Consider the following 12,380-nt stretch of genomic DNA (forward strand, 5'->3'; position numbering starts at 1 on the left):
GGCACGGCGCAGCCCCCTTTGTGGGAGCGAGCCTGCTCGCGATGCGGCGGTACATTCGACATTGCCGCAAGCTGACCCACCGCTATCGCAAGCTGGCTCGCTCCCACAGGTCTTGTGTCCGCCACACAGCTATGGCACGGCGCAGCCCCCTTTGTGGGAGCGAGCCTGCTCGCGATGCGGCGGTACATTCGACATTGCCGCAAGCTGACCCACCGCTATCGCAAGCTGGCTCGCTCCCACAGGTTCTGTACTTCGCATTGGGTAAATCGCAGGCAAAGAAAAGCCCGGCATAAGCCGGGCTTTTCCCAAACTATCAGCTAATTACTTGGCTTTAGTTTCAGTCTGCGCTTCTACGCGACGGTTAACAGCACGACCAGCTTCAGTGGCGTTGTCAGCAACTGGGCGGGTTTCGCCGTAGCCAACGGACTGAACGCGGGACGCTTCAACACCGTACTGGTTGGTCAGAACTTGCTTAACGGCGTTTGCACGACGCTCGGACAGTTTCTGGTTGTAAGCGTCAGGACCGACGGAGTCAGTGTGACCTTCAACAGTGGTGGTGGTTTCTGGGTACTGCTTCATGAAGTCAGCCAGGTTCTTGATGTCGCCGTAGCTGTTTGGCTTGACGACCGACTTGTCGAAGTCGAATTTCACGTCCAGCTCAACACGTACGGTTTCAGCAGCCGCTGGGCAGCCATCAGCGTCAACGGTTACGTTGGCTGGGGTGTCAGGGCACTTGTCGACGTTGTCGCACACGCCATCGTTGTCGCTGTCGGAGCAGACTTCAGCAGGAGCTGGAACTGGAGCAGCAGCAGGCTTGGAGCCGCCACCGAAGTTCACACCGATACCGACGCTTGGAGCCCACTCGGTGTCGCCCTGGTCGATGTTGTATTGAGCTTCAACGCCGGCACGAGCGTAGAAGTTCTCGGTGAAGTACAGCTTGGCGCCGCCGCCAACGTTGGCGAAGGTCGAACGGTTACGACCGCTGGAGCCGTTCTGACCGATGCTCTGGTCGGAGAAACCGGCCGAGACGTACGGACGCAGCATGTCGCCTGGGTTGTTGAAGTGGTACAGAGCGTCCAGTGCAGTGTTGGCGCCCTTGATGTTACGACCGTCGTCGGAACGAACGTTGTGAACTTCATCGTAGCCCAGACGCAGTTCAACGTCGTCGGTCAGGAAGTAACCAACCGAACCGCCGAACAGGTTGCCGTTGTTCTTGAAGTTACGAGCGCTGTCGAATTGCTCTTTCTTGGCGAAGCCTTCGATTTCAACTGCGCCTTGGCCTTGTGCCAGAGCGCCGAACGAAGTGGCGGCAATAAGAGAACCAATGGCAAAGCCCAAGGTGTTTTTCAGTTTCATCCGTTAAATCCCCATCTGGTGATTGTGAAGCAGTCCCGCAAACCGGGGGACAACTCGGCGGCAAGTCTATCAGAACTTGCCTACACGTAAGAGATATTTGCGCCGAACTAAGTTTCGGCAATGCCTGCAAATTTCTCACGCAGCTTATCGAGAGCGCGCTTGTAACGCATTTTTGTCGCGCTCAAACCCATGTGCATTATGTCTGCGATCTCTTGGAATTCCAGTTCTGCGACAAATCGTAGCACCAGAATTTCACGGTCAATCGGGTTCACATAAACCAGCCAGCGATCGAGTCCACCCTTTTCCTCGGGCTTGGGCGCCTTTTCTTCAGACGCTTCCTCGAGAGGGTCAAGGCTCAAAGCGTCCATCAAGCGACGCTTTCGCCGTTCCTTGCGATACTGTGTGATGCATTCGTTGTAGGTGATGCTATATAGCCACGTCTTGAACTTCGATTTCCCCTCGAAGTTCTTCAGGCCATACAGCACCTTCAACATCACCTCCTGACAGACATCGTCAGCGTCGCGATCGTTCCCCAGATAACGTGCACAAACGTTAAATAATGTTCGCTGGTAACGGCGCATCAACTCTTCGTAAGCACGTGTTACGTGGAACAGCTCCGTATGTGCGCGCGCGACCAACTCCTCATCAGAGAGATCACGGGGGTCATAGCGCGTGGACAGCGATTGGGGTTTGTTCAAAACAAGTCGGGCCGACGGTCTAGGTCAATGTGCGCCGCAGCCTGCGGTAGCAGGCGTTTTGCGGCGGCATACATTAGCAGAGTTTGCCGGGTTAGCGGCTACTCACATGCTGCTCCAGCAGGATCCGATTGGAGAGCGACACCAGTTCGCCCTCCTCGGTCAGCAATGTGGTCTTCACCGTGCCGATCTCCTCGATCTGCCCTTCAACCTCGCCAATCCGCACTTGTTGCCCAACTTCATACAGCTCACGCACATAGATTCCCGCGAGAATCTGCCCGGCGATTTCCCGGCTTCCCAATCCCATTGCCAGCGCAATCGCCAGACCAACGGTAATCAATACGATCACGATCACATGGTTGAGCAGGTCGGTCTTGACCTCCAACTGGCTGATCGCGACAGAAATACTGATGATGATCACCAGGCCCTGGGCGATTCGCCCCAGGCCCGAGGCGTAATCCAGACCTACGCCTTCGGCTGCGCCGCGCACCAGCCCGTTGGCCAATTGAGCCAGCAGTACGCCGACCAGCAACACCAGGGCCGCCCCGAACACCTTGGGCAGGTACAGCGCAAGCATGTCGAGGGTTGCCGAAACCCGCTGCAGTCCCAGGGACTCAGCCGCGGAGACGAGAAAAATCAGCAGCACGAACCAGTAGACAATCTTGCCCACCAGGGTCGAGATCGGTACCTGGATGCCGCCACGGGACAGCAACTTGGTCAAGCCCGTGCCGCCCATCAGGCGATCCAGACCCAGTTTGGCGAGCAGCTTGGAAAGCAGCGTGTCCAGCAGTTTGGCCACGACGAACCCCAACAGCACCACCACCAGGGCACCGAAGAGGTTCGGGATGAAATTGGCCACTTTGGTCCACAACGCAGTCATTGCCGCGACGAGGCTCTGGGTCCAGAGATTCAGTTCCATATTCAATCAGCCTTATCAGCGGTGCGGGTGACAGGTTTACGACGGGAAACCGGCGAGACATGGGCCGACCCGTTGTTCAAGGCGATCATCAGCGCGGGCAGCCAACGGCCCAGCAGGCTGAACAGATCACCGGCGCCGACCTGGCGGTTGGCGGTTTTCAGCACGCGCCCCAAGCATGCATCGTCATCCCGGCTGGACGGCGAAGCCTTGAGCATGTCGCGCAAAGACTGTTCAAACGGATCGTGCATACGCACCTCTCGTGATGTCTGTGAAAGACGCGATCAAATTTCGTCGGGTCACATGAAACCTGTCACACCCAGCGCAGACGACGGAACAGCCACCACTGTCCCAGGGCCACGCCGGCCATCAGCAGGCAGGCGACCAGAAAGCCGTAGGGGCTTTGGGAAAATGGGATACCGCCGACATTGATGCCCAGCAGGCCCGTGAGAAAACTCATCGGCAGGAAGATCCCGGTGACGATGCCGAAGCGATACATCGTCCGGTTCATGCGCACGGAAAGGCGCCGGTCTTCAGCCTCCAGCACAAGCCCCACGCGCTCTCGGGTCAATTCCAGCTCCTCGAGATAGCGGGTCAGGCTGTTGTTCAATTCATTCCAGTAATCGCCGTCGTCCTCGACGAACCACGGCAGTTTGATTCGCGACATCTGGCCGAAAATGTCCCGCTGCGGCGCCAGGAACCGTTTCAGTCCGGCGGCCCGACGACGAATGTGCAAAATGGCGTCGTGCTCGGGGGTATACCGTTCGTCGGCATCGAGCATTTCTTCTTCGCCATCGACGATTTCCGAGAGCTGGGAAACCAGATCCTGGACCTTGTTGGTCAGGTACTGCGCCATATAGAGGATGAGTTCCGACGCGGTTTTCGGTCCCTTGCCTTCGGCCAGGTGCGCCAGTAGCTCATCGGTGGCGCGCAAAGGACGAAGACGCAGGGAGATTACGCGCTGGGCGGAGGCGAAAATCCGCACCGAAACCATGTCTTCCGGCTCGGCACCCGGGTTGAGGTTGATGCCCCTGAGAAACAGCAGCAGCTCGGCCTCGGGCAACGGCAACAGGCGCGGCCGGGTATTTTCTTCAAGCAGCAGATCGCAGTTGAACTCGCTCAGTCCGCTGGATTTACGCAGCCAGGTATGGGTCTGCGGATGGCTGCGATCCCAATGCAGCCACAGGCTTTCGTGCGCCTGCAACTGCAGATCGTCGAGCTCGGTCCGGGCAATCGAACGTGCGCCGCCCTTACCGTCCAGCACCAGGGCATGCACCAGCCCCCACTGCGCGTTTTCTTCCTCGAACATCCTCATCCCTTACGGCTTTGACGCTTCATTCAGGCATTTTCAACGGGCTTGGCGAGACGATCACGCCGTTATTGTCCGCATAGACATATTCACCCGGACGAAACGTCACGCCGGCAAAGGTCACGGCGACGTTAAGATCACCGATACCACGCTTGTCGGTTTTCATGGGATGGCTGGCGAGGGCCTGGACACCGAGATCGGTCTGGGCGATGACATCCACGTCACGGATGCAGCCGTAGATCACCAGCCCTTCCCAGCCGTTTTTCGCCGCTTTCTCGGCCAGCATGTCGCCCAACAGCGCCCGGCGCAGGGAGCCCCCACCGTCGACGACCAGTACCTTACCGTCGCCCTTGAGTTCGACCTGCTCCTTGACCAGGGAGTTGTCCTCGAAGCACTTGATGGTCACGATTTCACCGCCAAACGAATCGCGGCCGCCGAAATTGCTGAACATCGGTTCCAACACCTGCACCAGGTCCGGGTAGGCATCGCACAGGTCGGGCGTGAGGTAATGGTTCATCGAACAACTCCTGGAAGGCTGGAACGTCAGACTGGATGAGCAACCGTTTGTGACCGGAACCGTTTAACGCGTCATATCTTATCCGCAAGCCGACCAGAGCGAAATGCCCTTCGCCTCAAACCGCCTCGGCCAGAACCGGCAGGGTTGCCGGCACAGGGACGCTCTGCTCCTCCAGCCAACGCGCCACCAAAGGCCAGACCTCGGCCTGGGCAGCCTTGCTGACCAGCATCTCCACATGACCGAAATCGTCACCGAAGCCATGCTCCCGGCCCAGGCAGACAAACTGCTTACGCTCGGCCCCCATCTGTTCGAAGAGCTTGCGGCAAGCCCAGGTCGGATCCTGATGATCGCCGGCGGCGCTCACTGCGAGCACTGGCACTTGCACCTCAGCCAGCCCAGCCCACCAGTCCTTCTCGGCATCGCCGAACCGTCCGAACAAGCCGTACCAACGCATGCTCTCCAGGGCCAGGCCGATGGGTTCGTCCTCCGGGCCGCGCTTGAGTCGGGAGCCGGACAACTGCGCAAAACGCTTGAGGATGAACCGTCCGCCCCACTCCACGGGTGGAATTTTCAGCGGCCAGTAGGTGCGGCTGACCTGGGTGCCGAAGAACGCCGCTGACGCCACGGCCGGCTCGCCCAGATAGTGGCCACCCAAGGCTGCCGCCAGGGTGATGCCGCCCAGGGAATGGCCGAGCCAGTGCGGCACTTGTCCACTCTGCTCGCGCACGAAGGCGCCGATGGCCGGCAAGTCATAGCGGGCATAGTCGGCCACGCGATTGTTGCGGTAACCCTGGTTGCGCTGGGACAGCCCATGGCCGCGCATCTCGGGAATCCACACATCGAATCCCAACCGCGTCAGATACGCACCCAGGCCCAGCCCCTTGGGCGAGTACCAGAAGCGCCGGTTGGAGAAGCTGCCGTGCAACAGGATCACCGGGACGCCGCGGACCTGTCCGGCGTCGGCCATGCCCAGGCGGGTGACAGCCAGTTCGACGCTGGGGTCCGGGCTGTTGCCGGGTTTCAGCCGGTAGACATCTTCGCTCAGATCGCCACGCCGCTCGGCGCTGATCAGGGCGACAGGAAAAAGGTTGCTGCTGCTTTGCATAATACTCTTGCACAAAAAAGGGCGGCTTCCGACAGGAGCCCGCCCTACTTAAATCAAAGGGGCTTGGCGACAAAGCCTTGTGGGAGCGAGCCTGCTCGCGAATTCAGTGGATCAGGCCCATTGATGGCGACTGACACAGCGCTTTCGCGAGCAGGCTCGCTCCCACAGATTTGCAGCTCAACTCATCGGCATTGCCGTTAGAGGCCCCGCTCCACTCAGGCCGCGCCCTGGCCCTCGGCCAGGAAGAACCAGGTTTCCAGTACGGAGTCCGGATTCAACGACACGCTTTCGATGCCCTGCTCCATCAGCCACTTGGCCAGGTCCGGGTGGTCCGAAGGGCCCTGGCCGCAGATGCCGATGTACTTGCCAGCCTTGTTGCAGGCGGCAATGGCATTGGCCAGCAGCTTCTTGACCGCCGGGTTCCGCTCATCGAACAGGTGCGCAATGATCCCGGAGTCGCGGTCCAGGCCCAGGGTCAACTGGGTCAGGTCGTTGGAGCCGATGGAGAAACCGTCGAAGAACTCCAGGAACTCTTCCGCCAGGATCGCGTTGGAGGGCAGTTCGCACATCATGATCACCCGCAGGCCGTTCTCGCCACGGGCCAGGCCGTTTTCCGCCAGCAGGTCGACCACCTGGCTCGCTTCACCCAGGGTGCGCACGAACGGCACCATGATCTCGACGTTGGTCAGGCCCATGTCATTGCGTACGCGCTTGAGGGCACGGCATTCGAGTTCGAAGCAGTCACGGAACGTCTCGCTGATATAGCGCGAAGCACCGCGGAAGCCCAGCATCGGGTTTTCTTCTTCCGGCTCGTAGAGCTTGCCGCCGATCAGGTTGGCGTATTCGTTGGACTTGAAGTCCGACAGGCGCACGATGACCTTTTTCGGCCAGAACGCCGCCGCCAGGGTGCTGATACCTTCCACCAGCTTCTCGACATAGAAACCGACCGGATCGTCGTAGCCGGCAATGCGCTTGTCGACGCTGTCCTTGATCTCTGGCGGCAAGCCGCTGTAGTTCAGCAACGCCTTGGGGTGCACGCCGATCATGCGGTTGATGATGAACTCCAGGCGGGCCAGGCCCACGCCGGCGTTCGGCAACTGCGCGAAGTCGAAGGCACGGTCCGGGTTGCCGACGTTCATCATGATCTTGAACGGCAGCTCCGGCATGGCGTCCACGGAGTTCTTCTTGATGTCGAAGCCCAGCTCACCTTCGAAGATGTAGCCGGTATCGCCTTCGGCGCAGGAAACGGTCACGCCCTGGCCGTCCTTGAGCAACTGGGTGGCGTTGCCGCAACCCACCACCGCCGGGATACCCAGTTCACGGGCGATGATCGCCGCGTGGCAGGTACGGCCGCCACGGTTGGTGACGATGGCGCTGGCGCGCTTCATCACCGGCTCCCAGTCCGGGTCGGTCATGTCGGAGACCAGCACGTCGCCGGCCTGGACCTTGTCCATTTCCGAGACGTCCTTGATGATCCGCACCTTGCCGGCGCCGATGCGCTGGCCGATGGCACGGCCTTCCACCAGCACGGTGCCGGTTTCCTTGAGCAGGTAGCGCTCCATGACGTTGGCCTGGGTGCGGCTCTTCACGGTTTCCGGGCGGGCCTGCACGATGTACAGCTTGCCGTCGTCACCGTCCTTGGCCCATTCGATGTCCATCGGGCACTTGTAGTGCTGCTCGATGATCATCGCCTGCTTGGCCAGCTCGCTGACTTCGGCGTCGGTCAGGCAGAAACGGGCGCGCTCGGCCTTGTCCACATCGACGGTTTTCACCGAACGACCGGCCTTGGCTTCGTCGCCGTAGATCATCTTGATGGCCTTGCTGCCCAGGTTACGGCGCAGGATGGCCGGGCGACCGGCCTGCAGCGTGCCTTTATGGACATAGAACTCGTCCGGGTTGACCGCGCCCTGTACGACGGTTTCACCCAGGCCGTAGGCGCCGGTGATGAACACCACGTCACGGAAGCCCGACTCGGTGTCGAGGGTGAACATCACGCCGGCGGTGCCGGTTTCGGAACGGACCATGCGTTGCACGCCTGCGGACAGGGCGACCAGCTTGTGGTCAAAGCCCTGGTGCACGCGGTAGGAAATGGCACGGTCGTTGAAAAGGGAAGCGAAGACTTCCTTGGCGGCGCGGATGACGTTTTCCACACCACGAATGTTCAGGAAGGTTTCCTGCTGGCCGGCAAAGGAAGCGTCTGGCAGGTCTTCGGCGGTGGCCGAGGAGCGCACGGCGACAGCGATGTCGGGGTTGCCTTCGGAGAGCTTGGCGAAAGCGGTACGGATTTCGCTGTTCAGTTGCTCGGGGAATTCGGCTTCCATGATCCATTGGCGGATCTGGGCGCCGGTCTTGGCCAGGGCATTGACGTCATCGACATCCAGGGCATCGAGCGCATCGTGGATCTGCTTGTTCAGGCCGCTCAGTTCCAGGAAATCACGATAAGCCTGAGCTGTCGTGGCGAAGCCACCCGGCACCGATACGCCGGCACCGGCGAGGTTACTGATCATCTCGCCCAGGGATGCGTTCTTGCCCCCCACATGCTCCACATCATGGACGCCGAGCTTATCGAGGGAAACTACGTACTCTACCAAGGTGATCTCTCCACTAACTGTGTTGGAAAAGCTCAAGGCACCGGCGACTCCTGGGGAGCGTTGGCCGGCGATATGGCCTGGACCTGGAAAATAAGTGAGAATGCTGGCCATTGGCGGCCGGCAAATCGCGCCTATCATATCCAAGAAACGCTATTAGCTTAAGGCCCAAGGTGCAAATGAAACGATCTGCTTTCTTTATCTCCGATGGTACCGGCATCACCGCCGAAACCCTGGGCCAAAGCCTACTGGCGCAGTTCGAAAACATTACCTTCGCCAAGCTGACACGTCCGTACATCGACAGCGTCGACAAGGCGCGGGCGATGGTACAGCAAATCAATAAAGCCGCCGAAACCGACGGCTTTCGCCCGATCATCTTCGATACCATCGTCAATCAAGACATCCGTGAGATTCTCGCAACGTCCAATGGTTTCATGATCGACATTTTTTCTACCTTCCTGGCCCCCCTGGAGCAGGAGCTGAGCGAGCATTCTTCCTACTCGGTCGGCAAATCCCACTCCATCGGTCACAACTCCAATTACATGGAGCGGATCGAGGCGGTCAACTTCGCGCTGGACAACGATGACGGCGCCCGCACGCATTATTACGACAAGGCCGACCTGATCCTAGTGGGGGTGTCGCGTTGTGGTAAGACACCGACGTGTCTGTACATGGCGATGCAGTTCGGCATCCGCGCGGCCAACTATCCGCTGACCGAAGAAGACATGGAACGCCTGCAACTGCCCAGCGCCCTGCGCGCCCATCAGCACAAGCTGTTCGGCCTGACCATCGACCCGGACCGCCTCACCGCGATCCGCAACGAGCGCAAGCCCAACAGTCGCTATTCGAGCTACGCCCAGTGTGAATTCGAAGTGCGCGAGGTGGAAAACCTGTTCCGACGGGAAAACATCCCCCACATCAACTCCACGCATTTTTCCGTGGAGGAGATTTCGGCGAAGATCCTCGTGGAGAAAGGCGTCGAGCGGCGGTTCAAGTAGCCGCGGACACCCTGCGAGCCCTGTGGGAGCAAAGCTTGCTCGCGATTGAGGCCAGTCAGTCGACAACGGCTTAGGCTGGTTCGCCGCTATCGCGAGCAAGCTTTGCTCCCACGGGGATGGGCTTGACCAGCCTGCATTGGGCAGCCAGCACCCTGACCTAATGCTTCAACCGTTAGCCCAGTGACTTGTGCATCGCAATGGCCGCGACACCGCCGATGGCAAACGCCTTGGCGCTTTGCTCAAACCCCAGGCGGCGATAGAACCCATAGCTGGTGCTTGTGCTGTTGAGGCGAATCCGGGCGAGTCCGCGGCCACGCAACCACGCCTCGATGTCCTGCACCAGCGCCCGCCCGGCCCCGCGCCGAAACCACTCCGGCTGCACATAGCAGAACGCGATCCGACCACTGACCGACGCCATCGCGACGCCCACCGGTCGACCATGCAGACGCGCCAGGGTCAGGCGCAATCGCGGATCGACCACCCAGGGGCGAATACACGCGGGGGTATTATTGCGGGTCCAGGCGGCCACGATGCGCGGGTCGTTACGGTGTTCTGCGGCACAACCGACCCGGATGGAGCGCTCGGCGATCCGGCTGACGATGCCGGCATCGCCGGGCGCGGCGGTACTGATTTCGATGAACGTGTCCATGACGCTGTTTTCCTCAGTCCTTGAGTCGAGCTGAAAAAAACATAGACCCGGATAAGCCGGGGGCGCCAATGGGAATGATTGCAGGAAACTACAAGGTAGCGTCCTTGCAGCGTGTCGCTATGAAACCTGCACCGGCATCGTCAACTCCACCCGCAACCCATCCGGGCGGCTGTCGAAATGCAGGCCGCACCCACAACGCTGGACGATGGCCTGGACGATCGCGAGCCCCAGGCCGCAACCGGTGCTCTGGCCGTTGCGCCAGAAGCGCTGGGTCAGGTGCTGGATATCATCGGCGGCAATGCCGGGACCATGGTCGCGAACCCGGAAACGGACCCGCTGCCCAATCATCTCCAGACTGAGTTCCACCACGGTATCCTCCGGGGTATGACGCAGCGCGTTATCCAGCAGGTTGCGCAACGCAGCGATGGAAAGCACCGCCGGCATCTGCACCGGTGCATCGGACACCCCGGGAGAGACCAGCAGACTGATTCGCCCGGAATCGCCATTGGCCGCGTCATGGATCGCCAGCCGCGCGACCTGTTCGGCGTTGCATTGCACCCCATCGTCGAAGGACAGGCTGCCCTCCACCCGAGCCAGCAACAGCAACTGCTCGAGTGTGCGATGCAATCGGTCAGCGCCCTCCTCGGCCCGAGCCAGGGACTGGTCACGTGCGACCCCTTCGGTCATGCGCGCCACTTGCAGGTGAGTCTTGATGGCCGTCAAAGGGCTGCGCAGTTCATGGGCCGCATCGCCGGTCAGCCTGCGCTCGCGCTCGATGGTCTTGCCGATACGCTGGAACAGCTGATTCTGGGTTTCCAGCAGGGGGCGCAGCTCACTGGGCAATGGATGGATCTGGAGAGGTTCCAGGGAGTCGGCATTGCGGCGCATCAGCGCGTCGCGCATACGGTTAAGCGGCGCCAGGCCCTGGCCAATGCCCAGCCACAGCAGGCACAGGCAGCCGAGCAACGCCACTCCCACCGGCACCGAGGCTGCCAACAGAATCGACAGGTTCAGGGCTTCCCGTTCGGTCTGGCGGTCGGCGGTGGTAATGCGCACATCGCCCCGGGCCAGGGTGAAGCTGCGCCAGGGCGCGCCGTCGATCATCTGGTCGTGGAACCCCATTTTCTCGGCTTCCAGGACCTGCTCCGGCGTACCATGGCTGCGGGCCAGGATTTCGCCCCGCAAGGAGCTGACCTGGCAGGCCATGCCCCCGGGGATGCTCAACTGCTCGGCGCTGAAATGCGTGCCCTCGCCCTTGCTCGGCAGCGGCGGCAATTGCTCCAACAGTCCTGCGACCATCCGCGCCGACGCCACCAGCCGCTGATCAAGGGAAAACATCATCTGGTTGCGCAGATCGCTGAGCATCCACGCCGCCGCCAGGGCCCAGATCAGAATGAAGGCCGCGCCCAGGGTCAGGCTCAGGCGCAATCGCAAGCTCATCACTTGGAAGGTTCTCCACCATCGGCCGGTCCCAGGCGATAACCCAGCCCGCGTACCGTCTCGACAATCCCGTTGCCGAGCTTGCGCCGCAGGTGATGGATGTGGACGTTGAGGGCGTTGCTTTCCAGTTCGTCATTGAAGCCGTACACGCTGTCCTTGAGCTGCTCGGTGGACAACACCCGGCCACGGCTGTGCAACAGCGCCTGCAACAGTGACTGCTCACGCCTGGATAGATCCACCGGCTGGCCATCCAGGAGGGTTTCGCGGCTGCTGGGATCGTAAGTCAGGCGACCGTGCTCGATCAGGTTGACGCTACGACCCGCCACGCGGCGCAACAACGTGTGCAGGCGCGCCGCCAGCTCCCGCAGGTCGAAAGGCTTGAGCAGATAGTCATCGGCGCCGGCTTGCAAACCGTCCACCCGATCGGTCACCGAATCCCGCGCAGTGAGGATCAGCACCGGAATCTCCAGCCCTTGCTGGCGCAATTGCTTGAGCAGTTTAAGGCCATCCTCATCGGGCAGCCCCAGGTCCAGCACCATGACATCGAACTCGGCCACGCCGATCATCGCCCGCGCCGCCGAGGCCGACCCCACGTGCTCGACGGTCAGGCCCTGGGCCGTAAGACCGGCGACGATCCCGCTGGCGATCAGTTCATCGTCTTCGCAAACCAGTACACGCATGGTAAGCCTCGTGGAAAAAGGTACATTAGGCCGCCGGCCGATTAAGCCGACATTATGCGACGAGAGTGGCAAACATGGGCGATCATTGCTGCAGACCGGCCCTCGCCGTTTAATCGACGGTTAATCG

At 60.8% G+C, this 12,380-nt stretch carries 12 protein-coding genes; 1 reads left to right on the forward strand and 11 read right to left on the reverse strand.

What is annotated here, in order from left to right:
* Positions 1-321: 321 nt before the first annotated feature.
* The 8 genes from FGE05_RS17615 to ppsA all read right to left on the reverse strand — a co-directional run bounded on the left by FGE05_RS17615 (position 322) and on the right by ppsA (position 8,489).
* Positions 322-1,356, reverse strand: a complete 1,035-nt coding sequence (locus FGE05_RS17615; protein WP_139646929.1) for an OmpA family protein — start codon at positions 1,354-1,356, stop codon at positions 322-324.
* Positions 1,357-1,463: 107 nt separating this feature from the next.
* On the reverse strand, positions 1,464-2,054 hold the full coding sequence (gene sigX / locus FGE05_RS17620) for an RNA polymerase sigma factor SigX (RefSeq protein WP_025212681.1): 591 nt from the start codon (positions 2,052-2,054) through the stop codon (positions 1,464-1,466).
* Between the two features lie 91 nt (positions 2,055-2,145).
* On the reverse strand, positions 2,146-2,970 hold the full coding sequence (locus FGE05_RS17625; protein WP_139646931.1) for a mechanosensitive ion channel domain-containing protein: 825 nt from the start codon (positions 2,968-2,970) through the stop codon (positions 2,146-2,148).
* A 2-nt stretch (positions 2,971-2,972) separates the two neighbouring features.
* Positions 2,973-3,218, reverse strand: coding sequence for a hypothetical protein (locus FGE05_RS17630; RefSeq protein ID WP_014337331.1), 246 nt, complete (start codon positions 3,216-3,218; stop codon positions 2,973-2,975).
* Positions 3,219-3,280: 62 nt separating this feature from the next.
* Positions 3,281-4,276: a zinc transporter ZntB gene (locus FGE05_RS17635; protein ID WP_024776747.1), complete on the reverse strand. Its 996-nt coding sequence runs from the start codon at positions 4,274-4,276 to the stop codon at positions 3,281-3,283.
* A 25-nt stretch (positions 4,277-4,301) separates the two neighbouring features.
* Entirely contained in the window at positions 4,302-4,793 is a 492-nt protein-coding gene (gene rraA / locus FGE05_RS17640; RefSeq protein ID WP_139646933.1) for a ribonuclease E activity regulator RraA, read from the reverse strand.
* A gap of 115 nt (positions 4,794-4,908) precedes the next feature.
* On the reverse strand, positions 4,909-5,898 hold the full coding sequence (locus tag FGE05_RS17645) for an alpha/beta fold hydrolase (RefSeq protein WP_139646935.1): 990 nt from the start codon (positions 5,896-5,898) through the stop codon (positions 4,909-4,911).
* 215 nt (positions 5,899-6,113) lie between these two features.
* A complete protein-coding gene (gene ppsA / locus FGE05_RS17650) occupies positions 6,114-8,489 on the reverse strand; it encodes a phosphoenolpyruvate synthase (RefSeq protein WP_139646937.1) in 2,376 nt (791 codons plus the stop codon).
* Positions 8,490-8,665: 176 nt separating this feature from the next.
* On the opposite strand from ppsA, the gene FGE05_RS17655 reads away from it, so the two are divergent.
* Positions 8,666-9,484, forward strand: coding sequence for a pyruvate, water dikinase regulatory protein (locus FGE05_RS17655; RefSeq protein WP_024776743.1), 819 nt, complete (start codon positions 8,666-8,668; stop codon positions 9,482-9,484).
* 172 nt (positions 9,485-9,656) lie between these two features.
* Here FGE05_RS17655 and FGE05_RS17660 read toward each other — a convergent pair whose 3' ends face one another.
* The 3 genes from FGE05_RS17660 to FGE05_RS17670 all read right to left on the reverse strand — a co-directional run bounded on the left by FGE05_RS17660 (position 9,657) and on the right by FGE05_RS17670 (position 12,253).
* Positions 9,657-10,133, reverse strand: coding sequence for a GNAT family N-acetyltransferase (locus FGE05_RS17660; protein WP_139646939.1), 477 nt, complete (start codon positions 10,131-10,133; stop codon positions 9,657-9,659).
* A gap of 117 nt (positions 10,134-10,250) precedes the next feature.
* Positions 10,251-11,576, reverse strand: coding sequence for a sensor histidine kinase (locus FGE05_RS17665; RefSeq protein WP_139646941.1), 1,326 nt, complete (start codon positions 11,574-11,576; stop codon positions 10,251-10,253).
* A complete protein-coding gene (locus FGE05_RS17670; protein ID WP_047701500.1) occupies positions 11,573-12,253 on the reverse strand; it encodes a response regulator in 681 nt (226 codons plus the stop codon). The genes FGE05_RS17665 and FGE05_RS17670 overlap by 4 nt, the downstream gene beginning before the upstream one ends.
* Between the last annotated feature and the right edge of the window lie 127 nt (positions 12,254-12,380).

Source organism: Pseudomonas sp. ICMP22404 (genome assembly GCF_006227205.1).
In the GTDB taxonomy this organism is placed as follows: domain Bacteria; phylum Pseudomonadota; class Gammaproteobacteria; order Pseudomonadales; family Pseudomonadaceae; genus Aquipseudomonas.